This window comes from Brevundimonas aurifodinae (assembly GCF_040195595.1).
Taxonomy (GTDB): domain Bacteria; phylum Pseudomonadota; class Alphaproteobacteria; order Caulobacterales; family Caulobacteraceae; genus Brevundimonas; species Brevundimonas aurifodinae.
Window position 1 is genome coordinate 36,109 of record NZ_JBEGDD010000001.1, and the last position, 26,266, is coordinate 62,374.

Genomic DNA, 26,266 nt, shown 5'->3' on the forward strand with positions numbered 1-26,266 from the left:
TGTCCGATCCCATCCCGTCTCGCGCCCTCCTCCGGCCCGCGCTATAGGGATCGGACCTCGGGACGGGTCGTTCGGCGCCCCGTCCGGTCCACAGGAATCAGAGCCATTATCGTCCTGCACGCCCCAGTCATCCTCTGTCGGGTGCCGTCGTGAGCCCGGCGCGCCCCACCGGGGCGTCGCGCCTGGCCACCTATTTCCATGTCCACCTGGTCTCGGATTCGACCGGGGAGACGCTGAATGCCATGGCCAAGGCGGTGACGGCCCGGTTCGACGGGGTGATCCCGATCGAACACATCTATGCCCTGGTGCGATCCGACAAGCAGATGGAGCGGGTTCTGGCCGAGGTCGCGGCCGCGCCCGGCGTCGTTCTGCACACCATCGTCGACCGCGATCTGAGAGCGCAGCTGGAAGAAGGCTGCCGGCAGCTGGACATGCCGCACATCGGTGCGCTGGATCCGTTGGTCGGGGCCCTGTCGCGCTACCTGGGCGCGGCCCTGTCGACCCGGGTCGGGGCCCAGCACGCGCTCGACCACGACTATTTCAACCGGATCGGGGCGCTGGACTATGCCATGGCCCATGACGACGGCCAGGGCACGGCCGAGCAGCTGGAAGGGGCCGATGTGGTCCTGGTGGGGGTCAGCCGGACCTCCAAGACCCCGACCTGCATCTATCTGGCGCATCGGGGGGTCCGCGCGGCGAACGTGCCCCTGGTGCCCGGCCAGGAGGATGGGGAGCGGCTGGTGGGGCTCAAGAACCCTCTCGTCGTGGGATTGACGGTGTCGCCCGATCGCCTGGTGCAGATCAGGCGCAACCGCCTGGACGGGCTGAACGCCAATCACGCCTCCTCCTATGTCGAGCCGGACGCCGTTCGCGAGGAGACGATCAAGGCGCGTCGGGCGTTCGAACGGCGCGGCTGGCCCACGATCGATGTTACCCGCCGCTCGGTCGAGGAGACGGCGGCGGCGATCCTGAACCTTCTGAACGAACGGCGGACGACCCGTCTCGGAGCCTCCTGGTGAGCGGTGAACGTCTGATCCTCGCATCGCGCAGCTCGGCGCGCCGCGCCATGCTGACTGGGGCCGGCGTCACATTCTCCACCGAGGACGCCGGCGTCGACGAGGACGCGATCAAGGCGTCCCTGCCGGATCATGCGCCCGACCAGCTCGCGCTGAACCTGGCCCGCGCGAAGGCGCTGGCCGTGTCGCGACGTGACCCCGAAGCCTGGGTTCTGGGCTCGGACCAGACCTTGGCCTTCGACGGCGGTCTGATGTCCAAGGCCGCGAGCCTCGAGGAGGCCAGAACGCGGCTCTCGGCCATGCGGGGTCGGACGCATGCCTTGCATTCCGCAGCGGCGCTGGCGCGGGACGGAACCGTGGTCTGGTCGGACGTGGACACCGCCCGGATGTCCATGCGCGCCTTTTCCGACGCCTTCCTGGAGACCTATCTTCAGTCGGAGGGAGAAGTGGCCCTGCTGGCCTGTGTCGGCTCCTACCGACTGGAGGGAATGGGCGCTCAGCTGTTCGATCGGGTCGAGGGCGACTATTTCACCGTCCTGGGCATGCCGCTCTGGCCGGTGCTGGCGGAGCTGCGGCGCGCCGGGGTCATCGAGACGTGACCCGCCCCCTCATCACCGGCGCTGCCCGGGTCGGAGGGATCGCCGGTCAGCCGGTGACCCGTTCGCTCAGCCCCGTCATCCATAACGCCTGGATCGCCGCGGCGGGGATGGACGCCGCCTATGTGCCGTTCGCGCCGGTGGACGCCGCGGGCTTCGAGGCCTTGGTCGTGGCCGGCCGCGCCGGAATGCTCGCCGGGATAAATGTCACCGCGCCGTTCAAGGAACAGGCCTTCGCACTGGCGGATTCGGCGTCGGCGACGGCGCGCTCCAGCGGATCGGCCAACATCCTGGTCTTTCAGGACGGGGCCGTCGCGGCCGACAGCGTGGATGGCGAAGGTATGCTGCTCGCGCTTTCGGATCAGGCCCCCATGCTGGATCTCGACGGCGCGCGGGTCGTCCTGCTGGGGGCCGGAGGGGCCGCGCGGGCGGCAGCCGCTGGCCTCGCCGGGGCGGGGGCTGACGTTCGGATCGTCAATCGCACGCGGTCAAGGGCGGAGGCGCTCGCGGCCGACCTGGGCGGCACCGTCCGGGCCGCCGGGGTCGGCGAGGGCTTCGGCGACGCCCGGCTGGTGATCAACGCTCTCAGCGTCACGCCAGAGCTGGACCCATCGCAGCTCGCGCCCGGCACGGTGGTCATGGACATGACCTATCGCCCGGTCGTGACGCCCTTCCTTCACGCCGCCCGGGCCTGCGGCCTCCCGACGGTCGATGGCCTGGCCATGCTCATCGGCCAGGCGGGTCCGTCGTTCCGGGCGATCTTTGGCGCGGAGCCGCCGCCGTTGGATCCCCGGCCGATGCTGCTGGCCCATCTGGGAGAGGCCGGGTGATCCTGCTGGGCCTGACCGGCTCCATCGGCATGGGCAAGTCGACCACGACGGCCATGTTCGCCAACCACGGCGCCCTGGTGTGGAACGCCGACGACGCGGTTCATGGCCTTTATTCGCGGGGCGGGGCTGCCGTCGGTCCCGTGGGCGAGGCCTTTCCAGGCGTGGTCGTCGATGAAGTGGTGGACCGGGCACGACTGGCCGAGGCCCTGGGCCGCGACGACACGGCGTTTCGCCGACTGGAGACGATCGTCCACCCCCTGGTCGCGGCGGGCCGGCTGGCGGACCTGGAAGCGGCACGGGCGTCAGGGGTCCGGCTTGCGGTCCTGGACATCCCCCTGCTGTTCGAGACCGGCGGCGACCGGGCTGTGGATGCGGTGGTGGTCGTCACCGCCGATGCGGAAACGCAAAGGCGAAGGGTGCTGGCCCGTCCCGGGATGACCGAGGAGCGGTTCGAGGCGATCCTGTCGCGCCAGATGCCGGACGCCGAGAAACGTCGCCGCGCCGATTTCGTCATCGACACCGGCCACGGGCTCGAGGTCGCGCGAGAGCGGGTCGCGGAAATCGTGGGGATGGTGCTCTCGCCAGGCTGGAAACCCCGTGCCCGACCTCTTTCCCCGGCCGACGAACCGATTCATTAAGGCATTCCTTGGTGGGCGTGATCTGATCCGAGAACCGCCCATATTTTTCGGGATCACCCCCTATGGCCCGCGAAATCGTCCTCGACACCGAAACCACCGGCTTCGACCCCAGGACGGGCGACCGGTTGATCGAGGTCGGCTGCATCGAGATCGAGGACCTGCTCCCGACCGGCCGGACCTTTCACCGACTGGTCAATCCAGAGCGCCTGATCCCCGAGGGCGCGATCAAGGTCCACGGCATCACCGACGACAAGGTGCGTGGGGCCCCGAAGTTCGCCGAGATCGTGTCGGACCTGATGGACTTCATCGGCGACGCGCCGGTGATCGCCCACAACGCCGCCTTCGACCGGGCCTTCATCGACCACGAGTGCGGCTTGTGCGGATGGGCCCTGATCCACGAGACGCGCTGGATCGACACCCTGGCCCTGGCCCAGAAGCGGTTCCCGGGCATGGCCAACTCGCTGGATGCCCTGTGCAAACGGTTCAAGGTCTCGCTGGTCGAGCGGACCCTGCACGGGGCCCTGATCGACGCCCGCCTGCTGGCCGAGGTCTATCTGGAACTGAAGGGCGGCAAGGAGCGGGTGCTGGACCTGTCGGCGCGCACCGGGGCCCAGGCCGCGACGGGACAGGCCGTGATCGGCGGCTATGCGCCGCGCCCACGCCCGCTGTCGCCCCGGCTGCACCCGGCTGAGGCCGAGGCCCACAGGGCGTTTCTGATCGAGACGCTGAAGGACCGGTCGCTCTGGGCCGGCTATGGGCTGCAGACCGAGCCGGCTTGAGCGATCAGGCGGCGCCCGGCGCCTGGGCGGCCTGCTGCATGCGGGCGGCATAGATGCCGGCGAAGTCGATCGGGTCCAGCATGAAGGGCGGATAGAAGCCGCCGTCCGCCGTCGCCCGGGCCACGATCTCGCGGGCGTAGGGGAACAGATAGCGCGGGCATTCGATCAGCAGCATCGGTTCGATGTCCTGGTCGCTGACGCCCTGCAGCTGGAACAGTCCGCCGTACAACAGTTCAACCTGGAACACCGGCGAGGCTTCCGTCGAGGCCTTGATCGACAGCTTCAGGTCGACCTCGAAAAGGCCGTCGGGGCGGCCCGAAGCGTTCAGCTCGACGCCCATGTCGATCGAGGGCTTGCCCTCGATGCGCAGGCTGTCGGGCGCGCGCGGGTTCTCGAACGACAGGTCGCGCACATACTGGGCCAGGATGCGGAAGCCCGGCATGGTCGGCTGAGCGGCGGCCCCAGTCGTGTCGGCGGCCGGGCTGTTGGAGAGGGGCGCGTCGGTCATGTGCGGATCAGTCGTTCATGCGGAGATGGGGACAAGGCCCGCGCGACTAGCACCGGGGACGCGATGTCGCAACGCTCGCCCGACGGATGCGGACGGGTGCGCCTCGCCTTGCGCCCGCCTATATAGGCCCCTAATCGTCCAACCGAGTTCGTCCATCCGGTCCGTGCCGAAGGACGCCAACGTCAGGAAGACCCCGTGCCGGTAGAATTCTCGATCGTGATCTTCGCCGTGATCGCGGCCATCGTCCTGTTCCAGCTCTACAACGTGCTGGGCAAGAAGGTCGGCCGTCAGCCCGAGGACGGCGCCAAGGCTCCGGTCCTGCCGGCCGGTGCCGCCGTGCCCGAGCCCGCGGCCCGCGCGCCGGGCCTGGACGCCGCGACCCTGGCCGCCGCCGCCTCGCTCCGGGCCCGCGACCCCGCCTTCGACCCCGCCAAGTTCATCGAGGGCGCGCGTCAGGCCTATGAGACCATCGTGCGCGGCTATGCGGCCGGCGACCGGGCGGCGCTGAAGCCCCTGCTGACGCCGACGGTGCTGGAATCCTTCGAGGCCGGGATCACAGCGCGTGAAACCCGCGGAGAGACCGAACAGGTCGAGTTCCTGCAACCGCCCCGCGCCGACCTCGAGCTGGCTTCGGCAGAGGGCGATCGCGCCGTCGCCAAGGTCCGCTTCCTCGCGGAACTGCGCTCCAGGATCCTGCCCCCGGCGGAAGAGGCCACGCCCGGCGCCCCGGCCGAGCCGCGCATCGAGGAGCGTCGGACCGCCGAACACTGGACGTTCGAACGCTCGCTGGGCGCGTCCGACCCGAACTGGGTCCTGGCTCGCGTCGAACCCGCCAACGCGTGAGCGGGAGAGGCCCTGCCGCCGGGACCGCCGGGCTGTGGCTCGGCGTCCTTGGGCTCCTTGTCGCCGGTTGCGCGACGGGCACACCGATCGCGCCCTCCCCGTCGGATCCAGCTCCGTCGCCGACCGGTCTGTCTGCGCCGACGAGCCTCGCTGGCTGGGCGGACGAGGATCATCTCGCGGCCTTCTTCGCCTATGTTCAGACCTGTCGGGTCGCGCGCGATCCTGCGGCCGTCCGACAGTGTGAGCGCGGTCGCCTGATCCAGCAGACCTCCCGGCCGGTGACCCCATCGATGGCGCGGGCCTTCTTCGAGACCGGGTTCTCGGTCGTGCAGGCCGAAACCGCCGACGGTGGCCCGGGCCTGCTGACCGCCTATTTCGCTCCGGAGTACCAAGCCCGGCGGGTGCCGGACGGGGTTTTCGACACGCCGGTTCTGGGCCGGCCCGAGGGATGGGCCCGGGGCTGGGTCGGGCCGGCGCGGGCCGAGATCGAGGCCGGGCCGCCGCCGTCGACGCCCCTGGCCTGGATGCGGGCCGAGGACCTGTTCTTCCTCCAGATTCAGGGTTCCGGCTATCTGACCTTCGAGGACGGGTCCAAGGCCCGGGCCGCCTATGCCGCCGACAATGGCCGACCCTTCGTCGGCATCGCCCGGCCGATGGCCGACCAGGGCCTCCTGCCCGCCGACGGCACCTCGGGCGACGCGATCCGGGCGTGGCTGGCGGCGCGGCGGGGACGCCACGCCCGGGCCGTCACGGCGCTCAATCCTCGCTACATCTATTTCGCGCTCGATCTGGATGACGGAGGCGACCCGGCGGGCGCCGCAGGGGTGTCCCTGCCGGCCCGGCGCGCCATCGCCGTCGATCCCGCCAGCTGGACCTATGGCGATCTGGTCTGGATCTCGGCCGAGGGCGGCAACCTCCGTGGGGCGCGCGGCAGCTATTCCGGGCTCGTGATGGCGCTGGACACCGGGTCCGCCATTCGCGGACCGGTTCGGGCCGATCTCTACATGGGTCGCGGCGCGGCGGCAGGGAACGAGGCCGGGGCGGTTCGCCACCCCCTGCGGATGTGGCGTCTGGTCCCGCGCTGAAGACAAGGCGTTTGGAGCACCAGCGAAACGGGCCTAGATGACGGGCGGATTCGCCGCCGGACCAACAGTATCCATGGCTTCCCTTCTCGAGCGCGTCGTCTATCGCAGCGACGCGGTCACCCCGGCCGACGGCCCCATGGACCTGTCGGCCATCGTCGCCACATCGGTCCGCAACAACGCCCGCCGTCGCATGACGGGAGCTCTGGCCCTGCACGACGGCACATTCGTCCAGGTGCTGGAGGGCGAGCCTGAGGCCTTGACGACCCTCATGGAAACGATCTCGACGGACGAGCGCCACCGCAATGTGCGCGTCCTCGCGCGCTGGCCGGTGCAGTCGCAGCTGTTTCTCGGATGGGCCATGGTCCAGGTCGACACCCGCGCACTGTCGCAGCACTTGGCCAAACTGATGGTCCAGACCGGATCGGGCGCCCAGGTGACCGGCGTCATGGCGGACCTGGCCAATGCGCGGCTGACGTCCCTGATCTAGAGCCCCAGCCGCCGGGCCCGCGCGGCGACTTCGAGCAGCAGGCGCTCGGCGATCAGATGCTCGGGCATGCCGGTGGTCTTGGTCATGACGTCCGCCGCATTGACGCTGTCCTGAACCGCGTCCAGCTGGTCCAACCTCCAGGCGCGAGCCTGGCGCAGCATCTCGGCCTCCTGCTTCCAGAAGACGCCCGAGGCCTTGGCGGCTTCCTTGGCTCCGACGCCGGAGGCCTGCAACACATTGATCCGGCGCAGCTTCGCCAGATGGATCGAGGCCGAGCGGACCGCCATGACCGCGCTCTCTCCCTCCGCCAGGGCGCGTCGCAGACCCCCCTGCGCTGGACCGGGCCGCCCGCCGAAGGCCTGCAATGCCGCGTCCGACAGGGAGGCGTCGGCCTCGACGCCCAGATGGACCTCCAGCTCATCGACGTCGATCGTCCGACCGGAGCCCGGGCCGATATACAGGGCCAGACGCTCGATCTCCTGACGCATCAGGCCACGCTCCTTGGGCAGCCGGGAAACGAAGGCGGCCAGGGCGTCCGAGGTCAGGCCGACCTTGTCGCCGGCCAGGGCCTCGCGCGTCATCCGGGCAATGTCGCCAGCCTCGTCCTCGTAGCAGGCGATGCCGACGCTGGCCTTGCCGGCCTCGGCGGCCTTCCTCAGGGCGGAGTCGCGGCCCAGAGCCCCGGCCTCGACCACCAGCATGGCCTCGGGATTGTAGCCACCCTCACCGTGGGTCTTGAGCGCCGCGGCGACCGCCTTGTCGACAGAGGCCTTTTCGGAACCCAGTCGCACGCGCACCAGGCGCCGCCCGCCGATCATCGACAGGGCGGTCAGGGCCTCTTCCAGCCGGCTCTCGTCGGCGTCGATGTCGCTGTCGGTCAGGACGGTGACATTGAAGGGGTCGTTCAGATCGGGCGTGATCGCCTTGCACAGGATCTCGGCGCGCTCGGCGACCCCGGACCGGTCTTTGCCATGGATCACGGCGGCGCGGACGCCCACCTCGGGCTTGGACAGGAAGCGATCAACCTCCGGCCGCTTCGCGAGAATCACCCCGCCAGGGCCCGCATCAGGTCCAGCCGGATCAACCGGGCCAGTTCGGCGGCGGCGCGGTCCTCGCCGTCCTGCTGGGCGGCGATCGCTGCATAGGGCTGGTCGGCGGCGGCATAGGTGGTGGTGACCGACTGGCTGCCGGTCAGGGGCGTGCCGGACGCGATCGGCGTCAAGGTCCAGGCGGCGCGCACGGTCAGCTCATAGCGTGTGGCCGTATCGTCGATCCTGCGACCCAGGGGCCGACGGTTCTGCTCCACCGCCGTCTCCAGGCGATAGAGGGGCGCGGCGGACCGGTCCCAGGCCAGGGCGTCTTCCAGCTGTTCGCGCAGGCGATAGCCGAGCCGGTCGTCCTGGGTCGACACCGCGATTCGGCGCAGCGGCGAGCCTTCGGCCGTCTCGGCGTATATCGGGGTGAAGCCGCAGCCCGTCAGCAACAGGCCGCTGGCCACGACGAGGGCGGAGAGGGCGCGCATCAGCCGGCCACCAGGTTGACGATACGGTCGGGCACCACGATCACCTTGCGGATGGATTGGCCATTGGCCTCCAGATACGCCTGGACGGCCGGGTTGGCGAGCGCCTCGGCTTCGACGGCCTTGGGATCGGCCCCGCGCGGCATCGTGATCTCGCCACGGCGCTTGCCATTGATCTGGATCGGCAGGACGACGTCGTCGTCGGCCGCCAGCGCCGGATCATAGGTGGGCCAGGCGGCGTCCAGCACCATTCCGGTCTCGCCCAGCCGGGTCCAGCATTCCTCCGCCAGGTGCGGGGTGAAGGGAGCGATCAGCCGGGCCAGCGCCGACAGGGCTTCGCGCCGGGCCGCACCGCCCGCGCCGTCGTGGTCCCGTACGGTGGCCACGAAGGCATAGAGCTTGGCGATGGCGGAGTTGAAGCGGAAGCCCTCGACCCCTTCGGACACCGCCTTGATAGCCTTGTGGGTCTCCCGGATCAGGGCGGCGTCCTGATCCGAGGCCGACGCGTCGGGGTCGAAGCCGTCGAACAGGGCCCAGACCCGCTGGACGAAGCGGCTGGCCCCCTCGACGCCGCCGGGCGTCCACTGCACATCGCGCTCGGGCGGGCTGTCGGACAGCACGAACAGGCGGCCGGCGTCCACGCCGTGGCTCTCGAGGATTTCGGCCGGGGCCACGACGTTCTTCCTGGATTTCGACATCTTCTCGATGTCGCCGATGATCAGGGTCTCGCCGGTGGACCGCTGGCGAGCCGAGCGGACGCCAGCGTCGTTGGACAGGTCCACGTCGGTGGGTTCGACCCAGGCGCCGTCGGTCCGACGATAGGTCTCGTGGACCACCATGCCTTGCGTGAACAGGCCCGCGAACGGCTCCTTCACCGACAACATCCCGGCGTCCGACAGGGCCCGGGTGATGAAGCGGGCATAAAGCAGGTGCAGCACCGCGTGCTCGACGCCGCCTATGTACTGATCCACCGCCAGCCAGCGGTTGGCCGCTTCGGCATTGATCGGCTCGGCCGCCGTCGGGTCGGTGAAGCGGGCGAAATACCAGCTGGAATCCACGAAGGTATCCAGCGTGTCGGTCTCGCGCCGGGCGTCGGCCCCGCATGAGGGACATTGGACGTGCTTCCAGGTCGGGTGCCGGTCCAGCGGATTGCCGGGCACGTCGAAGGTCACGTCGTCGGGCAGGACGACAGGCAGCTGATCGGCCGGAACCTCCACCACCCCACAGGCCTCGCAGTGGATGACCGGGATCGGGCAGCCCCAATAGCGCTGGCGGCTCACGCCCCAGTCGCGCAGCCGATAGATGGTCGCGCCCTTGCCGTGGCCCGAGGCTTCCAGCCGACGGATCGCTTCGGCCTTGGCCTCTTCGACCGAAAGGCCGTCCAGAAAGTCCGAGTTGAAGATGCGGCCGGGTCCGACGTAGGCCTCGGTCGCGATTTCGACGGTCTCGGTGCCGTCCGGCCGGACGACAGGCAGGACCGGCAGGGCGTATTTGCGGGCGAAGTCCAGGTCGCGCTGGTCATGACCCGGACAGCCGAAGATGGCCCCCGAGCCATAGGTCGACAGCACGAAGTTCGCTGACCAAACAGGCAGGGTCTTTTCGGGATCGAAGGGGTGGCGCACCCGCACCCCCAGATCGACACCCAGCTTCTCGGCCTTTTCGATATCGGCCTCGCTGGTTCCGGTCTGGGCGCAGGCTTTCACGAAGTCCGCGACGTCCGGCCGGTGCTCGGCGATCGTCCTGGTCAGCTTATGGTCAGGAGCCAGGGCGATGAAGCTGGCGCCGAACAGGGTGTCGGGCCGGGTCGTGTAGACCTCGATCGGGTCGCGGTCGTGGCTCGGTTGACCCTCCGGCGCATTGGCCAGGAAGGCGGGAACCTCGGCGACGTCCCACCACAGGGTCGCGCCCTTGGATCGGCCGATCCAGTTCTCCTGCATCAGCCGGACCTTGTCGGGCCAGCGGTCCAGCGTGGACAGGCCTTCGATCAGGTCGTCGGCATAGTCGGTGATGCGCAGGAACCACTGGTTCAGCTTGCGCTTCTCGACCAGGGCCCCGGAACGCCAGCCGCGCCCGTCGATCACCTGCTCATTGGCCAGGACAGTGTTGTCGACCGGGTCCCAGTTGACGACCCCGTCCTTGCGATAGACCAGGCCGCGCCGGTACAGTTCCAGGAACCAGGCCTGCTGCTTGCCGTAGTATTCGGGGTCGCAGGTGGCGAACTCGCGGCTCCAGTCCAGCGACAGGCCCAGCAGCTTCAGCTGCTCGCGCATGGTGGCGATGTTGTCGTAGGTCCAGCCCTTGGGATGGATGCCGCGCTCCATGGCCGCGTTCTCGGCCGGCATGCCGAAGGCGTCCCAGCCCATGGGATGCAGGACGTCGAACCCCATGGCCCGCTTGTGACGCGCCACCACGTCGCCCATCACATAGTTGCGGGCGTGCCCCATATGGATGTTCCCCGAAGGATAGGGAAACATTTCAAGGACATAGTACTTCTGGCGGCCCGTGTCCCGGGTGACGAAGGCATTGGCGTCCGCCCAGCGGGCCTGCTGGCGCGGTTCGATGGTCTTGGGGTCGTAGCGGGTCGGAGAGGCGGGCACGGGGTTCCTTGTCGAGTCTCCTCCCTGTCGCCGCTTGGCGATGCGGAGGTGGCTCGGCGGCGAAAGCCGACGAGACGGAGGGGCTCTTGAAGCGGACTCGCTCGGGGGGCGTCAAGAACCCCTCCGTCTGCTCGCAAGGGCTCGCATCCACCTCCCCATCGCCTGCGGCGACAGGGAGGAGACGTCGTCAGCCCGCGTTGGACAGGTTGAGCTGACGCGCCCGGGTCAGGATGGCGTTCTCGAGGTCCGCCTCGGTCTGGGCGGCGACGGGCGCGGCGGTCCAGCCGCCGGCGGCGTCGCGGACTTCCTTGGTGACCGTGACGTTCAGGGCGTCGGCGCGCAGGCGGGTGTCCAGGATGAAGACCGTCGCCTTGAAACGCTCGTTCGGCGTCTGCGGATTGACGTACCAGTCGTAGTTCACGACCCCGCCCCACGGATCGGCGGTCAGCAGCGGCATGAAGCTGAGCGTGTCCAGGGTGGCGCGCCACAGGTAGCCGTTGACGCCGATCCCCGCCTGAACATCGGCGCGTTCGGCCTGACGACCGCCCCCGAACAACCCGCCGCCGCAGCCGGCCAAGGCCAGGCCCGAGGCCATCAGGACGGCGGTCACAACGACCGTCTTGCCGCGAACGAAGCTCATCGAGGGAAGTCTCCAACCGATTGAAGGCGTTCGCGTGGGCCCGATTGCACGGCGCTCCGCGAAGCGAAGCTCTATAACACGGTGAAAAGGGGCGATGACAAGGCAAACACCGCCGACCCCCGTACCGCAGCGCTCGCCTCTCGCCTGAACACCCGGCCGCCGCATTCCCGTGACGCTTGCGCCACAGGCGTCGGCAAGAACGGCGGGAACCGGTGCCCAGAGCACGGGTTGCGTTGACCGGGCGGACCACCGATGTCTAATCGCGGTGTCCTTAGGTGGAAACGCCGAGTTCAGAGAATGCCTCGTCGGCGAAGACCGGCGATGCCAAGGGTTGGAAATGCGGCTGTCGGTCATCATCGCCGGGGTTGTCGGGCTCGCCGCCCTCGGTGGCGTGAGCGATGACGCGTCCGCTCAGAGCCGTTCGCGCGCGCCCGCCGTCAGCCTGGCCGAGGCCTCCGCCGCTCAGCGCACGGCTCCGACCCCCGCTCCGCGTCGCGGCCTGCGCTGGAACGAGAATGGCCGCTGGGGCCTGGATTTCAACCTGAACCAGCCCGTGGGCCGCGAGGCCGACTGGGGCGATGTCGAGGCCGGGGCCTACTATCGGCTGTCGCCGCGCCTGCGCGTCGGAGCCGCCGCAGGCCTTGCCGCGCCCGAACAGGATCCGGCCCGCGCCGCCGAGACGAACCGCCGCGCCCAGCCCCGGGTCCGGCTGGAATCCATCTTCCGCTTCTGACCTCTCAGCCGTCCGGGACGTTCGCGTCCAGTTCGTCGAGCCACGTCCGCGCCGTGCCGTCCGATGGCGCGCGCCAGTCGCCGCGCGGCGACAGGGAGCCTCCCGTCACGACCTTGGGCCCGTTGGGCAGGGCCGAACGCTTGAACTGGCTGGTCTGGAAGAAGCGCACCAGGAATTTTCGCAGCCAGCTCTTGATGGTCGCCAGGTCGTAGGCGACCCGGTCGCTGTCGGGATGGTGCGCCGGCCACTCGCCCCGCCCCGCGTCGCCCCAGGCCTGATGCGCCAGGAAGGCCACCTTGGACGGGCTCATGCCGTAGCGGGTGATGTGGAACAGGAAGAAGTCGTTCAGGGCATAGGGCCCGACGGTGTCTTGCGTGGACTGGATCCTTCCGTCCGGCCCGGCCGGGACCAGTTCGGGCGAGATTTCCGTGTCCAGAATGGCATGCAGGGTGTCCGAAGCCCCCGCCATGTCCGGTCGCGCGGCGACCCAGCGGATCAGATGCCGGATCAGGGTCTTCGCGACACCGCCGTTGACGTTGTAGTGGCTCATATGGTCGCCGACGCCATAGGTGGCCCAGCCCAGCGCCAGTTCCGACAGGTCGCCGGTGCCCAGAACGAAGGCCCGGTTCTGATTGGCCAGCCGGAACAGATAGTCCGTCCTCAGGCCCGCCTGGACGTTCTCGAAGGTGATGTCGTGGACCGGCTGGCCGTCGGCATAGGCGTGGCCGATGTCCTGGAGCATCCGCTCCGCCGCCGGGCGTATGTCGATCTCGGCACCCGTGACGCCCAGCGCGGTCATCAGGGACCAGGCGTTGGACTTGGTGTGGTCCGATGTCGCGAAGCCCGGCATGGTGAAGCCGAGGATGTTCGTCCGGGGCAGGCCCAGCCTGTCGAGGGCCCCGCAGGCGACCAGCAGGGCCTGGGTCGAGTCCAGCCCGCCAGAGACGCCGATGACGATGCGTTCCGAGCCCGTGGACGTCATCCGCCGCATCAGGCCCTGGACCTGGATGTTGAAGGCCTCGTAGCAGTCCTGATCCAGCCGCGCCGGGTCGTCCGGCACGAAGGGGAAGCGGTCCAGCGGCCGGATCAGCGGGCCGGCCGCGGCCGTCTCGCGCACCCTGAACCCCAGCCGGATGAAGCCTTCCTCGTCCAGCTCGCGCCGCGCGCAGTCGGCGAAGGTGCCGTTCCGGAGCCGGTCCAGACCGATCCGGTCGACGTCCACATCGGCGAGCGTCAGATGGTTCTCCAGCGAGAACCGCTCGCCCGAGGCCAGGCAGGCCCCCAATTCGTGGATCGTCGCCTGGCCGTCCCAAGCCAGGTCGGTAGTGGATTCGCCCCATCCCGAGGCGGCGAAGACATAGGCCGACATGGCCCGGGCCGACTGGCTGGCGCACAGCATCGCTCGCTCTTCCGCCTTGCCGATGACGATGTTGGACGCCGACAGGTTGCAGAGAATGCGCGCGCCCGCGAGCGCCTGGCGGGTCGAGGGCGGCAGGGGTGACCAGAAGTCCTCGCAGACCTCCAGCCCCACGACGAAGCCCGTCCGGTCGTCGGCCTCGAACAGCAACCGGGTGCCGATCCAGCTGTCGATCCCGGCGATCCGCAGGGTCTCGACCCCGATGTCGTCGCCGGGGGAGAACCAGCGTTTCTCGTAATATTCCCGGTAGTTGGGCAGATAGGTCTTGGGCACCGCCCCGATGATCTCGCCTCCGGCCAGCAATACGGCGCAGTTCAGCAGTCGGTCACCGTGCCGGATCGGGGCCCCGACCACCGCTGCCAGTCCCGCCTCGCCCGCCTCCCAGGCCAGCACCGGCAGCTGCGCCTCCACGGCGTCCAAAAGGGCCGCCTGCATGTGCAGGTCGTCGATGGCATAGGCCGACAGGCTCAGCTCGGGAAAGACGACCAGGTCGGCCCCGGCCTCGCCCGCACGGCGGATCAGGGCCAGGTGCTCTTCGGCGTTCGCCGCCGGGTCGGCGACATGGACCACCGGCGTCGCCGCCGCCACGCGGACGAAACCGTGGGCGCGGGGGGCGTGAAAGGCGTGGGGCTCGGCCAAGGCGGGGTCCTGATTGGGGTTTTGCTCATATAGAGCCTAAGTCGGTCGGACACCACGATAGACCGTGACCTCGGCCCTCGCGACCGCTAAAGGCGAGCCATGAACGACGCGCCCAAGAAGGGCTGGTTCCAGCGACTGAGCGCTGGACTGGCCCGGTCCAGCCAGCAGATGACCGAGACGGTGGTCGGTGCCTTCGTCAAGGAGCCGTTGAGCGAGGCCGCCCTCGACCGGTTGGAGGAGCACCTGCTGGAAAGCGACCTGGGGCCGGCGGCCACGGACCGGATCGTCGCCCGCTTCCGCGAGCTGCGTTTCGGCAAGGTGTCGGACGAGCGCGAGGTCAAGGAGGCGCTGGCCGAGGCGGTCGCCGCCGAGCTGCTGCCGCGCCAGGCGATCTTCGACCCCCTGGGGCCGGACGGTGTTGGCGGAGGCATCAAGCCGTTCGTCGTGCTGTTCGTCGGCGTCAACGGTTCGGGCAAGACCACGACCCTGGGCAAGATCGCGGCCGAGCTGACCCGTCAGGGCGCGAAGGTGATGATCGTCGCCGGCGACACCTTCCGCGCCGCCGCCCGCGAGCAGCTGAAGGTCTGGTCCGAGCGCGCCGGGGCCCATTTCGAGAGCCGCCGCGACGGGGCCGATCCGGCAGGGCTGGCCTTCGACGCCTACACCAAGGCCCGAGAGGAGGGGTTCGACGTCGTCCTGATCGACACGGCCGGACGGCTTCAGAACAAGTCCGCCCTGATGGACGAACTGCTCAAGATCGTGCGGGTGCTGAAGAAGATCGATCCCGATGCCCCGCATGAGACCCTGCTGGTGCTGGACGCGACCGTGGGGCGCAACGCCCTGGCCCAGGAACAGATTTTCGGCCGCGCCGCCTTCGTCTCGGGCCTGGTGATGACCAAGCTGGACGGCACTGCGCGCGGCGGGGTCCTGGTGCCCGTAGCCCAGGCGTCCGACGCCCCCATCAAGCTGATCGGCGTCGGCGAAGGCATCGACGATCTGCAACCCTTCGACGCCCGCGCGTTTTCCCGCTCTCTGGTGGGGTTGGAGGACTGAGGATGAGCGACGTCGAACCGACCGCGCCCGCCGCCCCGCCGACCTGGATTCGTCAGGTGGTGGATTTCGGTGCCATCGCCGCCTTCGCCTTGGCGTTCCTGGTTCTGAGATTGCGGGGCCTTCCGGGCGACGAAGCCCTGGTCCAGGCGACCTGGGCGCTCGTGGCCGGCGCCGCCGTGGCCGTGTCGGTCGGCCTGCTGTTCGAGAAGCGGCTGGCTCTGATGCCGCTTCTGGTCGGCGGGTTCGCCCTGGTGTTCGGGGTGCTGACGATCGTCTTCAACGACGATCTGTTCGTGAAGCTGAAGGTCACGGTGCTGAACGCGTCGCTTGCCATTGCCCTGCTGGGCGGCACCTTGTTGGGCAAACAGCCGCTGAAGGCCCTGCTGGGCACCGTCATTCCGGTCAACGACCGAGCCTGGCGCATCCTGACGATCCGCTACGGCTTTTTCTTTCTCGCGGTCGCTCTGGTGAACGAGGCGGTCCGGTCCGAGGCCCTGGTGGCCTGGGGCGCGGCGCGTCTGGGCATGGAGGGCGTCGATCCCGCTGATGTCTGGGTCAGCTTCCGCGGCGTTCTGTGGATCGCATCGTCCGCCTTCGGCCTGGCCCAGGTGCCGCTGATCATGAAGAACCTGGTCTCCGGGGGCCCTGTCGACCCGTCGGCCCCCGCCCGACCGGACACCGCCCCCTGACCACATTCGACATTGTCTGTCGTCAAACCGTAAAGCCGCGCTGATAACCCTCCGCACACGGCAAGAGGGGATACGGTTTCCATGGTGAAGTCCGGCAAACAGGCGCGACGGTCCGGCACGCTCGCCGAGTCCCCCAGCCATCTGATGCATCGCGCCCTGCAGCTGGCGCTGGACATCTATTCCGAGGAACTGGGCTCTGACGGCCCGACCCAACGCCAGTTCGCGGTGATGGAGGCGGTCTCGGTCAAGGAGGGGTTGACCCAGACCGATCTGGTCAAGGCCACCGGTATCGACCGCTCGACCCTGGCCGATCTGGTCGCCCGCATGACCACCAAGGGTCTGCTGACGCGCGAGCGCTCGGCGCTGGACGCCCGTGCCAAGGCCGTGCGTCTGTCGCCCGAAGGCCAGGCCGTGCTGGAGGCCGCCCGGCCCCGGGTGGAGGCCGCCGATCGCCGCATCATGGCCCTTCTGCCCAAGGGCAAGCGGGACGGCTTCCTGGACCTGTTGTCGGAACTGTCGATGGCTGCCGACGCCGTGCCGGACCAGGCCAAGGCCGACGCCAAGGCCCTGAAGAAGGCTCAGAAGGAAGCCAAGCGGGCCGAGAAGGCCGCCAAGAAGACCGCCGAACCGCCCAAGAAGGCCGCAAAGCCCAAGAAGGCCAAGGCGCTGGAACCGGTCGCCTAGACCCGAATATCCAGCAGGGCCCCCGGCCGTTGCGCGCGAGCCGGTTCGGGCTCGGTCGTCGGTGCCGATCGGGGAGCGGCGGGCGCGGCCCCGACCTCATTCAACGCCGCTCGGAAGAAGGCCGCCTGGGCCGCGCGAACCTGTGAGGCCGCCGGCGTCGCCGCGGGCAGGCTGGGGGGCAGGTCGGGCCGGATCGCGCTCATTCCGACAGGGTTAATGATTCCTGTCGAGAAAGGGTTAACGCCGCTCTAGCCGCCTGTGGATCCCCGCTGCATGGCGAGTTCCTCGGGCGTGCGCGCCGTCGGCAGGGGCCGCGCCGGCGCGTCGAGCGCCTCGACAAGGCGGTCGACGTCGGCCTGGGTCAGCAGCGGACCGGACGCCTTGGCCACGATCTGGCCCATGGCGTCCACCGCGAAGGTCTCGGGCACGCCGGAAACGCCCAAATCCAGCCCGGCCCGGCCCTCGCGATCGACCAGAACCATCGTGAAGGGATCGCCCAGTTCGTCGAGGAAGGCGCGGGTGGCGATGGGATCGTCCTTGTAGGCCACCCCGACCACGGCCACGCCGCGCGCCTTCAGCGCCATCAGCTGCGGGTGCTCGATCCGGCAGGGCGCGCACCAGCTGGCGAACAGATTGACCAGCATGGGCCGCCCGACACCGGCGGTCTGCAGGTCCACGTTCTGGGGGCCCGCGACATCGCCCTGCAGGATCGGCAGCACGGTCTGCGGCACCGCCTGGCCGACCACGGCGTCGGGCCGGTATTCGGGGTCGCGCTGCAGCGACCAGCCGATGAACAACAGGGCCAGGGCCGCCAGCACGACCAAGGGGATGACCGTCAGCCAGCGGGTCATCGTTGCTGGCCTAACGCGCCTTGCGTCGCTTGAGGCCGGCGCTCGCTGTCTTCCTCCAGCCGCCTGAGCTCGGTCTTCCAGCGACGCGCCGACAGGACCGCGCGCGCCACGACCGCGCCCAGCACCAGGGCGCTGAGCCCCCAGGCGGGCCAGACGAAGGCGGCATAGGGGCTCATGTCCAGGTCCAGCATCAGGCCTCCAGCGCCAGGCGGGCGCGCAGGGTCTGGACGCGGCGCCGCACGATCTCGGCCCGGATCGTGGTCAGCCAGACGGCTCCGAACAGCGCCCCGTAGGCGGCCATCATGGTCAGCAGCGGGGCGAGGAAGACGGGGTCCAGGCTGGTGCCGCCGGCGCGGAGCAGAGAGGCGGGCTGGTGCAGGGTGTTCCACCAGTCGACCGAGAATTTGACGATGGGCAGATTGATCAGGCCGACCAGACCCAGCACGGCGGCCGCCCGCCCGGCCTTCTGTTCGTCGTCGATCGACGAGCGCAGCGCCATGTATCCGAGATAGAACAGGAACAGCACCAGCACGCTCGTCAGCCGCGCGTCCCAGACCCACCAGGTGCCCCACATCGGCTGGCCCCAAAGGCCGCCTGTCACCAGCGCCAGCGCCGTGAACGCCGCGCCAGGCAGGGCGGCCGCCCGCGCCGCCGCATCGGCCAGCGAGTGTCGAAACACCAGGGCGAAGAAGCTGGACACGCCGAGCGCCGCATAGGCCGCCAGCCCCAGCGTGGCGGCCGGCACATGGACGAACATGATCCGCACGGTGTCGCCCTGCTGATAGTCGCCGGGCGCGGCGAAGCTGAGCCAGGTGCCGACGGCCAGAAGCACGGCCGATACGCCCCACAGCACGGGGGGCAGGGGCGCGGTGAAGCGCATGAACCGTTCAGGATTGGCGAGGCCGAACATGGTCATGGCGCTCTACGCGGGCGGTGGCGGCGGGGCAAGCGCGCCCGTGTCGCAAGAGCGGCCCGGACATGCGAACGGGGCCGAGGCTTTCGCCCCGACCCCGCGCTTCAGACCGTTCCGCTCCGAGGAGCGAAGGGGTCCGACTATTCAGCGGCCTTGAGCTGGCCGGCCGACTCTTTACCCGTGCGACGGTCCTTTTCGACCTCGTACGAGATGGTCTGGCCTTCGTTCAGGCCGTTCATGCCGGCGCCTTCAACGGCCGAGACGTGAACGAACACGTCCTTGCCGCCGTCACTCGGCTCGATGAAGCCATAGCCCTTGGTTGCGTTGTACCACTTGACAGTTCCGGTCGCCATTTCAGCTCTCCGTTCGAGTTATGACCTCAGGCAAGAGCGCCTGAAGCCTGTCGGGTCTGAATGGGATCGGCCAGAAACTCGGTGCGTTCGCAGAGAGAGAGGGCGTTACGCAGAGAGATCGACCGGGACCTTATGGACCGGCGAGCCTGGGGATACAAGCGTTTCCGGTTTCAGTCGTCGTCGTCTTCGTCCGCCTTAGGCTTGGCGGTTTCGTCCTCGCCTTCCGGCGCGACATAGTTCTCGGCGCAGAGTTTCCTGAGCGCGCCGGTCATGGACGCTCCGTACAGCCGGTCCTTGACCCCCTCGTAGCCCTCGGCCTGGAGCCGGGCCTTGATGTCGCCGACGGTGCGGCAGGCGCCGCTCTTGGCCAGTTCGTAGGCGCGTTCGATGGTGGTCAGTCGAAAGGTGTTCATGTCCTCTAGATAGGGCCGGAACCGTCGCCGTGCGAGCCCGGCGTCCGTTCGGTCCGGTTGCGACGTCGTCCCAGCCGGTCGGCCAGAGCCTCGGCGTGGCGCAGGGTGAATGCCAGGGCGGCCGGATTCCCCCGGCGCGGCCCGACGGTGTCGGCCATGACCGCGCCGCGTTCGCCGATGGGCATGGGCTCGCCCGTGGTGGTGTCGTGGGCGGTCTGGTGCTCGATCTCGGCGTTCAGCTCGGCCCCCATCAGGATCACCTGCACCGAAATCCAGGTCCAGAGCAGGAACGCCATGGCCGTCGCCAGCGGACCGTAGGAATCCAGCCTCACAAAGGTGGTCAGGAACCAGCTGAAGACGAACGAGACGATCACGCTCAGCATCGCCGCGAACAGGGCCCCGGGCGTCAGCCAGCGCCAGCGCGCGCTCTGTCGGCAGGGTCCGAACCGGTAGATCACCGCCAGGGCCCCGACATAGATCATGAACAGCAACGGCCACCGGAGCGGAGCCAGCGCCTGCCACTCGTCGGTCAGGCCGAACACGCCCAGCACCACGGGCACCCCGACCACCAGTCCCGCGGTGACCAGGACGGCCGCCAGCCCGGTCAGGGTGAAGGCGAAGCAGATCAGGTTGTAGCGGACGATATTGCGCCGCTCGACCTCATGGTAGGCGACGTTCAGCCCGTAGAAGAGGGTCTTGATCCCGTTGTTGGCGGTCCACAGAGACAGGGCCAGGGTCCAGACCAGGGTGAAGGTCAGGTCCCGGGTCGAACCCGCCGCCAGCCGCGCCATCTCCGCTCCCAGGAAGCTCGCCACATTCGAGGGCAGGACCGAGTAGAGGAAGGCCAGCCGCGACCACGCGTCGGCCGGATCGGCGAACAGCCCATAGATGGTCACGAAGGCGCCGAGCGTCGGGAACAGCGACAGCAGGATGAAGAACGTCACCCCGCCCGACACGAAGCCGACCCGGTCGCCGAAATAGGACCCCCCGACCCGCCAGCCGATGTCGGTCCAGCCCTTGTGCGGAATCTCGTGGGGATGGCGCGCGATGCGACCTCGGCCGGGCTCGCGGGCCTCGTGGTCTTCGGGCGTCGGGGGGCGGGGCGGCAGGGGCTCGGGTCGGGGCGCGCGCAGCTCCAGCCCGTATTTGTGCCCCTGGCTGTAGATCAGATGGGCAGCTCCCGCCCCGGCGGCCAGCCCCGCCACCGTCGCGCCCGCGAACTTCCAGAGGCTGGACAAGGCGGAGCGGCGGGCGGGTTCGGTCATTGGCGGCATCAACGGTTCGGCGCGAGGGGCTGTTCCGGGGCACCTTGCCTGAAACGAACGCCTGGGGCACGGAACCTTGGTGACCGCCCCCGCCCACATCGCCGGCCTCTACCGCCATCCGGTCAAGGGCCTGACGCCCGAGCCGATGAGCGGAGCGCGGCTGGAGGCCGGGGCCGCCTTTCCGGGCGATCGCCTGTATGCGGTGGAGATCGGGCCGTCGGGCTTCGACCCCCTGGCTCCGGCCCACATTTCCAAGATGCGGTTCGCCGTCCTGGCCCGCATCCCGGCCGTGGCGCGCGTGACCAGTCGCTGGGACGAGGCCACGGGCGCGCTGAGCCTGACCGCGCCGGGGCTCGATCCGATCGTCGTGCTCCTGGGCGACGCGGCGGGCGACCGGGCCCTTGAGGCCTGGCTGACGACGGCGCTGGGCGAGGAGGCGACCGCGCCGCTGCGCGTGCTGGACGGCCGGGGCCACCGCTTCATGGACGATCCGAAGGGTGCCGTATCGGTGCTGAACCTCGCCAGCGTGCGCGACCTCGGCGAGCGGATCGGCCGGACCCTCGACCCGCTGCGGTTCCGGGCCAATGTCCATGTCGAGGGCTGGGCCCCCTGGATCGAGAACGACGTCGCCGGTCGTTGCCTGCGGCTGGGCGAGGCGGGCCTCCGCGCCATCAAGCCGATCCGGCGCTGCGTCGCCGTCGACGTCGATCCGGCGACGGGCGATCGCGATGCCGATCTGGTCGGCGACCTGATGCGCCTCTATGGCCATGCCTTCTGCGGCCTCTATCTTTCGGTCGAGACGACGGGCCGTTTAGCCGTCGGCGACCCTGTGGACTGGCCCGTGGACTGGATTGAATGAGCGAGACCCCGACCCTCCTGACCGCCTGGAAATCGGCGCAAGCGGCCCTGAGGGCCCAGCGGATCGACAGCCCGGCGATCGACGCCCGCCTGTTGCTGGAGGCCGCGACCGGCGCGACCCGTCTGGACATCCTGACCGATCCGTATCGGGCGGTCAGCGCCGATCAACTGGCCGTGCTGGACGGCTTCGTCGCGCGCCGCCTGCGGCGTGAGCCGGTGTCGCGCATCCTGGGGCGCAAGGGCTTCTGGAAGATCATGCTGAACGTTACGCCCGACGTGCTCAGCCCCCGGCCCGACACCGAGACCCTGCTGGACGTCGCCCTGCTGGCCTTCGAGCCGGCGCAGGGCTTCAACCTGATCGACCTGGGCACCGGGTCGGGCGCCATCCTGCTGGCGGTCCTGACCGAGCGACCGGGCGCGCACGGCGTCGGCACCGACATCTCGTTCGAGGCCCTGGCCGTGGCCCGCGACAACGCCGCCAGCCTCGATCTCGACGGCCGCGCGACCTTCCTGCGCACCGAATGGGCGGCCGGGTTCGGAGATCACAGCTTCGATCTGGTGGTCTCCAACCCGCCCTATATCCCGTCCGACGACATTCCGGGCCTGGACCCCGAGGTGCGCGACCACGACCCGGTCCTCGCCCTGGACGGTGGCCCCGACGGCCTCCAGGCCTATCGCGACCTCGCGCCCGAGATCATGCGAATCCTCAAGCCCGGCGGCACCTTCGCCGTAGAGATCGGCTGGGATCAGGGTGCGGCCGTCAAGGCCCTATTCGAGGCCGCGGGCTTCGCCGACGTCAAGGTGGTCAAGGATCTGGGCGATCGCGATCGCGTCGTCACCAACGGCCCCGACCCTCGCACCACGCCAATTGGGCAAGGCTGAGCCGAGTGCGCGTCGCCACCTGGAACATCAACTCCGTCCGCCTGCGCATCGACCAGGTCGCGCGCTTCGTGGCCGAGAGCGGCACCGACGTCCTGTGCCTGCAGGAGATCAAATGCCTGGAGGACCAGTTTCCGCGTAACGCTTTCGCGGAGATGGGCCTGCCGCATCTGAAGGTCGCGGGCCAGAAGGGCTGGCACGGGGTCGCCATCGCCAGCCGTCTGCCGATCGAGCAAAGCCAGACCTTCGACGCCTGCAAGCTGGGCCACGCGCGCTGCGTCTCGGCGCGGGTCGCTGGCGTGGACGTCCAGAACTTCTACATCCCGGCCGGCGGCGATGTGCCCGACCGGGTGCTGAACCCCAAGTTCGATCACAAGATGGACTTCTACGCGCGGCTGACGGAGACGGCGCGAGGCCTGGACCAGTCGCGGCCGCTTCTGATGTGCGGAGATTTCAACATCGCGCCCTCCGAGTACGACGTCTGGAATCACCGCTATATGTCCAAGGTGGTCAGCCACACTCCGGTCGAGGTCGAGACGCTGAACCGGCTCCAGGCGGCGGGCGGTTTCGCCGACGTGATCCGCGACGCCTTCCCCGAGCCGCAGAAACTGGCCAGCTGGTGGAGCTATCGTGCCCAGGATTTTAGAAAGTCGAATCGCGGTCTGCGCCTGGACCACATCTGGACCTCGCCCGGCCTGACGCCGGCGGTGGTGGCGGGCTCGGCCACCATCCACGAACCGGTCCGGGCGTGGGAACAGCCCTCGGACCACTGCCCGATCACGGTCGATCTGGACGTCTGATCGGCTCTAGACCAATCGTCACATGAGTTGGCGCAAGACGATTGGTCTAGCTCTTTGTTTTTTCACATTCTTTGCCGCGAACCGGTGTCCACTTCGCTGGCGAATGCTCTAGAACGGAAAGAAGGTCGGGATGGCGATGCATCCCGCCGCCCAGGTGATCAGGTTCAGCGGAATGCCGACCCGCACGAAGTCCATGTAGGTGTAGTTGCCCATCTGGAAGACCAAGACATTGGTCTGATAGCCGAACGGGGTGGCGAAGGCGGCCGAGGCGGCCATCATCACCGCCACCAGGAAGGGCCGGGCGTCGACCCCGAGGGCGTCGGCCAGCGCCACGGCGATCGGCGTGATCAGCACGGCCACCGTCGCATTGGACAACAGCTCGGTGGCGAACAGGGTCACGCCGTAGAAGATGATCAGCGCGCCCAGCGGCCCCAGGGGCTCGATCACGCCGATCAGGGAGTTGGCGCCGGCTTCGGCCAGTCCGGTCACCTCGATGGCCATGCCGACCACGACCATGCCCGCGATCAGCAGCAGGATCTCGGGCCTGAGCCCGGCATAGGCCTCCTCGGCGCTGATGACCCGCAGCAGGATCAGCATGACCGCCCCGGCGAAGGCGCTGGCGGCGATGGGGGCCAGGCCCGTCGCGGCGACGAAGATCACAGCGGTGAACACCGCGATCGAGGCCAACGCCCGCTTCAGCTCCAGCGGGCGCTCCTTGCCCTTGTCGAACAGGTCCACATCGCCCAGGACCCCGTCCCCTGACCCGTCCGGCTGGTTCCGTGCCTCGCCCAGCAGGGGCAGGCTGAACCAGCGACGGCGACCCTTGGGGGCCTCCGTCGGGCGGGCGCGCTCTTCCTCCTCCGCCCGGATGCGCGCCATCTCGGCCTCGTCGGCGGTGGCCACGCCGTCCAGTTGCCGGGCCCCGACCAGATACAGGTACGCGGCCCCGGTCAGGCCGATGATCAGGCCGACGCCGGTGATGTCGAACAGGCCGAAGACCGGCTGGCCGGCGTTGCGCGCCATGTCGTTGACCAGCAGGTTCGTCGAGGTGCCGATCAGAGTCAGCAGGCCGCCCATGACCACGATATAACTCAGCGGCATCAGATAGCGTTTGGGCGACTGGTTCAGCGACAACGCCATGTCGCGCACCACCGGCGCGGCCAGCACGACCACCGGGGTGTTGTTCAGGAAGCCGCCCACCGAGCCACACAGGCCGATCACCAGCCAGATGCCTCGTGCGCCCAGTCTCTGGGTCAGCCGCGTCGCCTGCCGGATCAGAAAGGCCAGCAGGCCCGACAGCTCGATGGCGTAGGCGATGACAAACAGACCGGCCAGGGCGATGACCGCCGGACTGGCGAAGGCGCCCTGCACCTCCACAGGGCGGACCACCCCCAGCATCAGCAGGACGGCCGCTCCGGTCAGGGCTACGACGTCGGCGCGCAGCTTGCCATGCACCAGCGCTGCGACCACAGCGACGAGGACGGTCAGGGCGGCGATCTGATCGAAACTCATGGTCCTTGCAGACCCTCCCGTGCCAGGAAGGTCAACCTTTTCCGCGCCTCGCCCTGCATTTGACCGATCCGCGTGCTAGAACACCGTCATGAACGGTTCGGTCGATCTGCTTCGCCGCCCGCTCGTCGTGCTGGCGGCGTCCGGGCTCCTCGTCTCCGCCTGCGATCGCCCGGAGCGGGCCGAGGCTCCTGTCGAGGCGACGCCCCTCGTCGAGCCGGCACCGCCACCCCGGATCGTCCCCGCCTCGCTGACCCTGGATCGCCGGGCTCTGCTGGACGGGCTGCGTCGGGCGGCCTCCAACTATGCGTCCGGGGTGACTCCCCAAGGCACAGACGCCTTGGTCGGAAAGCCCTTCTCGGTGACGACGGCCTTCGGTTGCCGAGGGCCCGAGCCCGTCGTCGAGGGCCAGGCCGAGGGCCTCGCCCGCTGGTCCTGGGCCCCCGAGCGGAGAGCCATCCAGCTGTCGATGACGCCGGGCGACTGGACCCGGTCGGCCCTGATCGCGGGGGCCGGCGATGACGGGTGGGAAGCCGTCGAGGGCTTCTGGATCCCGCGTCCCTGGATGGAGGACGGTGGCTGCCCGGCCCTGGCCAGCGATCCGCTGGCGAGTGGACCGCCCGCGCCGTCGCCCCAGACCGTCGGCTTGGCCGCCGTGTTCGACGCCGACGGCTCGCGGCTGGAGCGGCGCAACGGCCGGGCTTACGGATTCTCGGTTCGGCCGGAAGGCGACGCCGAAACGGTTGCGGCCCCGACGAACGGTTATCGGTTGCGGCTCGAGGGTCGGGTCGGGTCCTTTCCGGACGGCCGCGCCATTCGCTGTCGGGCCGCCGGGCCGGATCAGCGTCCGGTCTGCATCGCCGCTGTGCGTTTGGACCGGGTGGCGTTCGAGACCGCGGGGGGCGAAACCCTGTCGGAATGGCGTATCGGCGGCTGACGCCTGCGGCCGTTCGTCAGGGCTGAAGACGGTATCCGCCGGAATCGGTCAGCAACAGCCGCGCCAGGCCCGGTTCGGGCTCGATCTTCTGGCGCAGGCGATAGATGTGAGTTTCCAGGGTGTGGGTCGTGACCCCGGCGTTGTAGCCCCAGACCTCCGTCAGCAGCTCCTCGCGCGACACCGGCTTGGCCCCGGCCCGGTAGAGGTATTTCAGGATGTTGGTTTCCTTCTCCGTCAGCCGGACCTTCTTGCCATTGGCGTCCATCAGCATCTTGCCGGCGGGACGGAACTCATAGGGGCCGATCTGGAAGACGGCGTCCTCGGACTGTTCGTGGCTGCGCAGGTGGGCGCGGATGCGGGCCAGCAGCACGGCGAAGCGGAAGGGTTTGGTGACGTAGTCATTGGCCCCGGAATCGAGCCCCAGCACGGTGTCGGCGTCGGAATCCTGGGCGGTCAGCATGATGACGGGGGTCGAGACCCCGTCTTTCCGTAGCAGGCGACAGGCCTCGCGGCCGTCCATATCGGGCAGGTCGACGTCCAGCAGGATCAGATCGGCCCGGATTTCGCGGCCCAGCCGCACGCCCTCCGTGGCGGTCGCGGCCTGGACGGTGCGGAACTCCTCGTGGAGCGCCAGCTGCTCGGCCAGGGCCTCGCGCAGGTCGTCGTCGTCGTCGATGATCAGGAGGGTTTTGGCTGCGGGCATGGTCCCAAGATGGCGAGGCGAACGCCTCAAGC

31 protein-coding genes are annotated in these 26,266 nt (G+C 69.2%); 16 read left to right on the top strand and 15 right to left on the bottom strand.

The features are described from left to right. The first annotated feature begins 149 nt into the window (after positions 1–149). The 5 genes from ABN401_RS00185 (at position 150) to dnaQ (ending at position 3,859) form a co-directional block, all read left to right on the top strand. Positions 150–1,019 (top strand): pyruvate, water dikinase regulatory protein, encoded by an 870-nt coding sequence (locus tag ABN401_RS00185; protein WP_349682798.1) that lies wholly within the window; start codon positions 150–152, stop codon positions 1,017–1,019. Further along, positions 1,016–1,615, top strand: a complete 600-nt coding sequence (locus tag ABN401_RS00190) for a Maf family protein (RefSeq protein WP_349682799.1) — start codon at positions 1,016–1,018, stop codon at positions 1,613–1,615. Before ABN401_RS00185 ends, ABN401_RS00190 begins: the two co-directional genes overlap by 4 nt. Then, on the top strand, positions 1,612–2,442 hold the full coding sequence (locus tag ABN401_RS00195; RefSeq protein WP_349682800.1) for a shikimate dehydrogenase family protein: 831 nt from the start codon (positions 1,612–1,614) through the stop codon (positions 2,440–2,442). The genes ABN401_RS00190 and ABN401_RS00195 overlap by 4 nt, the downstream gene beginning before the upstream one ends. Further along, positions 2,439–3,080 carry a dephospho-CoA kinase gene (coaE, locus tag ABN401_RS00200; RefSeq protein WP_349682801.1) on the top strand — a complete coding sequence of 214 codons (642 nt, stop codon included), beginning with the start codon at positions 2,439–2,441 and terminating at the stop codon, positions 3,078–3,080. The genes ABN401_RS00195 and coaE overlap by 4 nt, the downstream gene beginning before the upstream one ends. A 62-nt stretch (positions 3,081–3,142) precedes the next feature. Continuing rightward, positions 3,143–3,859: a DNA polymerase III subunit epsilon gene (dnaQ, locus tag ABN401_RS00205; protein WP_349682802.1), complete on the top strand. Its 717-nt coding sequence runs from the start codon at positions 3,143–3,145 to the stop codon at positions 3,857–3,859. A 4-nt stretch (positions 3,860–3,863) separates the two neighbouring features. Here dnaQ and secB read toward each other — a convergent pair whose 3' ends face one another. Further along, on the bottom strand, positions 3,864–4,367 hold the full coding sequence (secB, locus tag ABN401_RS00210; RefSeq protein ID WP_349682803.1) for a protein-export chaperone SecB: 504 nt from the start codon (positions 4,365–4,367) through the stop codon (positions 3,864–3,866). Between the two features lie 195 nt (positions 4,368–4,562). Here secB and timA point away from each other — a divergent pair, with 195 nt between their 5' ends. From timA to ABN401_RS00225, 3 genes are all read left to right on the top strand, one after another. Further along, on the top strand, positions 4,563–5,210 hold the full coding sequence (timA, locus tag ABN401_RS00215; RefSeq protein WP_349682804.1) for a TIM44-related membrane protein TimA: 648 nt from the start codon (positions 4,563–4,565) through the stop codon (positions 5,208–5,210). Positions 5,211–5,488: 278 nt separating this feature from the next. After that, a complete protein-coding gene (locus ABN401_RS00220) occupies positions 5,489–6,295 on the top strand; it encodes an MltA domain-containing protein (RefSeq protein WP_349682805.1) in 807 nt (268 codons plus the stop codon). 73 nt (positions 6,296–6,368) lie between these two features. Next, positions 6,369–6,782: a BLUF domain-containing protein gene (locus tag ABN401_RS00225; protein ID WP_349682806.1), complete on the top strand. Its 414-nt coding sequence runs from the start codon at positions 6,369–6,371 to the stop codon at positions 6,780–6,782. Here ABN401_RS00225 and holA read toward each other — a convergent pair. The 4 genes from holA to ABN401_RS00245 form a co-directional block, all read right to left on the bottom strand. Continuing rightward, positions 6,779–7,831, bottom strand: a complete 1,053-nt coding sequence (holA, locus tag ABN401_RS00230) for a DNA polymerase III subunit delta (protein ID WP_349682807.1) — start codon at positions 7,829–7,831, stop codon at positions 6,779–6,781. The two genes, ABN401_RS00225 and holA, sit on opposite strands and share 4 nt — an antisense overlap. Next, a complete protein-coding gene (gene lptE, locus ABN401_RS00235; protein WP_349682808.1) occupies positions 7,828–8,304 on the bottom strand; it encodes an LPS assembly lipoprotein LptE in 477 nt (158 codons plus the stop codon). The genes holA and lptE overlap by 4 nt, the downstream gene beginning before the upstream one ends. Continuing rightward, the gene (gene leuS / locus ABN401_RS00240) at positions 8,304–10,898 is read right to left on the bottom strand and encodes a leucine--tRNA ligase (protein ID WP_349682809.1); all 2,595 of its coding nucleotides are present in this window, start codon (positions 10,896–10,898) and stop codon (positions 8,304–8,306) included. Before leuS ends, lptE begins: the two co-directional genes overlap by 1 nt. Positions 10,899–11,085: 187 nt before the next feature. Continuing rightward, the gene (locus ABN401_RS00245; RefSeq protein WP_349682810.1) at positions 11,086–11,538 is read right to left on the bottom strand and encodes a DUF3576 domain-containing protein; all 453 of its coding nucleotides are present in this window, start codon (positions 11,536–11,538) and stop codon (positions 11,086–11,088) included. 337 nt (positions 11,539–11,875) lie between these two features. Between ABN401_RS00245 and ABN401_RS00250 the strand changes: the two genes are divergently transcribed. After that, positions 11,876–12,271 (top strand): NtrZ family periplasmic regulatory protein, encoded by a 396-nt coding sequence (locus ABN401_RS00250; RefSeq protein WP_349682811.1) that lies wholly within the window; start codon positions 11,876–11,878, stop codon positions 12,269–12,271. Positions 12,272–12,275: 4 nt separating this feature from the next. On the opposite strand, the gene ABN401_RS00255 is transcribed toward ABN401_RS00250, so the two are convergent. Further along, on the bottom strand, positions 12,276–14,327 hold the full coding sequence (locus ABN401_RS00255; RefSeq protein ID WP_349682812.1) for an NAD(+) synthase: 2,052 nt from the start codon (positions 14,325–14,327) through the stop codon (positions 12,276–12,278). 99 nt (positions 14,328–14,426) lie between these two features. On the opposite strand from ABN401_RS00255, the gene ftsY reads away from it, so the two are divergent. The 3 genes from ftsY (at position 14,427) to ABN401_RS00270 (ending at position 16,753) form a co-directional block, all read left to right on the top strand. Further along, the gene (gene ftsY, locus ABN401_RS00260; protein ID WP_349682813.1) at positions 14,427–15,380 is read left to right on the top strand and encodes a signal recognition particle-docking protein FtsY; all 954 of its coding nucleotides are present in this window, start codon (positions 14,427–14,429) and stop codon (positions 15,378–15,380) included. 2 nt (positions 15,381–15,382) lie between these two features. Then, the gene (locus tag ABN401_RS00265; protein ID WP_349682814.1) at positions 15,383–16,069 is read left to right on the top strand and encodes an inner membrane-spanning protein YciB; all 687 of its coding nucleotides are present in this window, start codon (positions 15,383–15,385) and stop codon (positions 16,067–16,069) included. 81 nt (positions 16,070–16,150) lie between these two features. Continuing rightward, on the top strand, positions 16,151–16,753 hold the full coding sequence (locus ABN401_RS00270) for a MarR family winged helix-turn-helix transcriptional regulator (RefSeq protein ID WP_349682815.1): 603 nt from the start codon (positions 16,151–16,153) through the stop codon (positions 16,751–16,753). On the opposite strand, the gene ABN401_RS00275 is transcribed toward ABN401_RS00270, so the two are convergent. The 7 genes from ABN401_RS00275 to ABN401_RS00305 form a co-directional block, all read right to left on the bottom strand. After that, entirely contained in the window at positions 16,750–16,956 is a 207-nt protein-coding gene (locus tag ABN401_RS00275) for a hypothetical protein (protein ID WP_349682816.1), read from the bottom strand. The two genes, ABN401_RS00270 and ABN401_RS00275, sit on opposite strands and share 4 nt — an antisense overlap. Positions 16,957–17,001: 45 nt before the next feature. Beyond that, positions 17,002–17,604, bottom strand: a complete 603-nt coding sequence (locus ABN401_RS00280) for a DsbE family thiol:disulfide interchange protein (protein ID WP_349682817.1) — start codon at positions 17,602–17,604, stop codon at positions 17,002–17,004. After that, positions 17,601–17,795: a heme exporter protein CcmD gene (gene ccmD, locus ABN401_RS00285; protein WP_349682818.1), complete on the bottom strand. Its 195-nt coding sequence runs from the start codon at positions 17,793–17,795 to the stop codon at positions 17,601–17,603. The genes ABN401_RS00280 and ccmD overlap by 4 nt, the downstream gene beginning before the upstream one ends. Beyond that, positions 17,795–18,514, bottom strand: a complete 720-nt coding sequence (locus tag ABN401_RS00290) for a heme ABC transporter permease (protein WP_349683236.1) — start codon at positions 18,512–18,514, stop codon at positions 17,795–17,797. Before ABN401_RS00290 ends, ccmD begins: the two co-directional genes overlap by 1 nt. A 143-nt stretch (positions 18,515–18,657) precedes the next feature. Beyond that, on the bottom strand, positions 18,658–18,870 hold the full coding sequence (locus ABN401_RS00295) for a cold-shock protein (protein WP_349682819.1): 213 nt from the start codon (positions 18,868–18,870) through the stop codon (positions 18,658–18,660). Between the two features lie 170 nt (positions 18,871–19,040). Continuing rightward, a complete protein-coding gene (locus tag ABN401_RS00300; RefSeq protein ID WP_349682820.1) occupies positions 19,041–19,283 on the bottom strand; it encodes a hypothetical protein in 243 nt (80 codons plus the stop codon). Positions 19,284–19,288: 5 nt separating this feature from the next. After that, positions 19,289–20,548, bottom strand: coding sequence for a YihY/virulence factor BrkB family protein (locus tag ABN401_RS00305; protein WP_349682821.1), 1,260 nt, complete (start codon positions 20,546–20,548; stop codon positions 19,289–19,291). A gap of 79 nt (positions 20,549–20,627) precedes the next feature. Here ABN401_RS00305 and ABN401_RS00310 point away from each other — a divergent pair, with 79 nt between their 5' ends. Genes ABN401_RS00310 through xth form a run of 3 tightly spaced genes read left to right on the top strand, consistent with a single transcriptional unit; the run spans position 20,628 to position 23,085 of the window. Next, positions 20,628–21,407 (top strand): MOSC domain-containing protein, encoded by a 780-nt coding sequence (locus ABN401_RS00310; RefSeq protein ID WP_432763503.1) that lies wholly within the window; start codon positions 20,628–20,630, stop codon positions 21,405–21,407. Continuing rightward, positions 21,404–22,288 (top strand): peptide chain release factor N(5)-glutamine methyltransferase, encoded by an 885-nt coding sequence (prmC, locus tag ABN401_RS00315; RefSeq protein ID WP_349682823.1) that lies wholly within the window; start codon positions 21,404–21,406, stop codon positions 22,286–22,288. The genes ABN401_RS00310 and prmC overlap by 4 nt, the downstream gene beginning before the upstream one ends. Then, the gene (gene xth, locus ABN401_RS00320; protein WP_349683237.1) at positions 22,285–23,085 is read left to right on the top strand and encodes an exodeoxyribonuclease III; all 801 of its coding nucleotides are present in this window, start codon (positions 22,285–22,287) and stop codon (positions 23,083–23,085) included. Before prmC ends, xth begins: the two co-directional genes overlap by 4 nt. A gap of 108 nt (positions 23,086–23,193) precedes the next feature. On the opposite strand, the gene ABN401_RS00325 is transcribed toward xth, so the two are convergent. Continuing rightward, positions 23,194–24,597, bottom strand: coding sequence for an SLC13 family permease (locus tag ABN401_RS00325; protein ID WP_349682824.1), 1,404 nt, complete (start codon positions 24,595–24,597; stop codon positions 23,194–23,196). Positions 24,598–24,685: 88 nt separating this feature from the next. Here ABN401_RS00325 and ABN401_RS00330 point away from each other — a divergent pair, with 88 nt between their 5' ends. Then, positions 24,686–25,531 carry a hypothetical protein gene (locus tag ABN401_RS00330; RefSeq protein WP_349682825.1) on the top strand — a complete coding sequence of 282 codons (846 nt, stop codon included), beginning with the start codon at positions 24,686–24,688 and terminating at the stop codon, positions 25,529–25,531. A 16-nt stretch (positions 25,532–25,547) separates the two neighbouring features. On the opposite strand, the gene ABN401_RS00335 is transcribed toward ABN401_RS00330, so the two are convergent. Beyond that, positions 25,548–26,234, bottom strand: coding sequence for a response regulator transcription factor (locus ABN401_RS00335; RefSeq protein ID WP_349682826.1), 687 nt, complete (start codon positions 26,232–26,234; stop codon positions 25,548–25,550). Positions 26,235–26,266 lie beyond the last annotated feature (32 nt).

Coding starts and splice junctions, on each gene's coding strand:
- dnaQ (WP_349682802.1), top strand. CDS start 3,143: ATGGCCCGCGAAATCGTCCTCGACACCGAAACCACCGGCTTCGACCCC.
- secB (WP_349682803.1), bottom strand. CDS start 4,367: ATGACCGACGCGCCCCTCTCCAACAGCCCGGCCGCCGACACGACTGGG.
- ABN401_RS00225 (WP_349682806.1), top strand. CDS start 6,369: ATGGCTTCCCTTCTCGAGCGCGTCGTCTATCGCAGCGACGCGGTCACC.
- lptE (WP_349682808.1), bottom strand. CDS start 8,304: ATGCGCGCCCTCTCCGCCCTCGTCGTGGCCAGCGGCCTGTTGCTGACG.
- ABN401_RS00245 (WP_349682810.1), bottom strand. CDS start 11,538: ATGAGCTTCGTTCGCGGCAAGACGGTCGTTGTGACCGCCGTCCTGATG.
- ABN401_RS00250 (WP_349682811.1), top strand. CDS start 11,876: ATGCGGCTGTCGGTCATCATCGCCGGGGTTGTCGGGCTCGCCGCCCTC.
- ftsY (WP_349682813.1), top strand. CDS start 14,427: ATGAACGACGCGCCCAAGAAGGGCTGGTTCCAGCGACTGAGCGCTGGA.
- ABN401_RS00265 (WP_349682814.1), top strand. CDS start 15,383: ATGAGCGACGTCGAACCGACCGCGCCCGCCGCCCCGCCGACCTGGATT.
- ABN401_RS00270 (WP_349682815.1), top strand. CDS start 16,151: ATGGTGAAGTCCGGCAAACAGGCGCGACGGTCCGGCACGCTCGCCGAG.
- ABN401_RS00275 (WP_349682816.1), bottom strand. CDS start 16,956: ATGAGCGCGATCCGGCCCGACCTGCCCCCCAGCCTGCCCGCGGCGACG.
- ABN401_RS00280 (WP_349682817.1), bottom strand. CDS start 17,604: ATGACCCGCTGGCTGACGGTCATCCCCTTGGTCGTGCTGGCGGCCCTG.
- ccmD (WP_349682818.1), bottom strand. CDS start 17,795: ATGCTGGACCTGGACATGAGCCCCTATGCCGCCTTCGTCTGGCCCGCC.
- ABN401_RS00290 (WP_349683236.1), bottom strand. CDS start 18,514: ATGTTCGGCCTCGCCAATCCTGAACGGTTCATGCGCTTCACCGCGCCC.
- ABN401_RS00295 (WP_349682819.1), bottom strand. CDS start 18,870: ATGGCGACCGGAACTGTCAAGTGGTACAACGCAACCAAGGGCTATGGC.
- ABN401_RS00300 (WP_349682820.1), bottom strand. CDS start 19,283: ATGAACACCTTTCGACTGACCACCATCGAACGCGCCTACGAACTGGCC.
- ABN401_RS00305 (WP_349682821.1), bottom strand. CDS start 20,548: ATGACCGAACCCGCCCGCCGCTCCGCCTTGTCCAGCCTCTGGAAGTTC.
- prmC (WP_349682823.1), top strand. CDS start 21,404: ATGAGCGAGACCCCGACCCTCCTGACCGCCTGGAAATCGGCGCAAGCG.
- ABN401_RS00325 (WP_349682824.1), bottom strand. CDS start 24,597: ATGAGTTTCGATCAGATCGCCGCCCTGACCGTCCTCGTCGCTGTGGTC.
- ABN401_RS00330 (WP_349682825.1), top strand. CDS start 24,686: ATGAACGGTTCGGTCGATCTGCTTCGCCGCCCGCTCGTCGTGCTGGCG.
- ABN401_RS00335 (WP_349682826.1), bottom strand. CDS start 26,234: ATGCCCGCAGCCAAAACCCTCCTGATCATCGACGACGACGACGACCTG.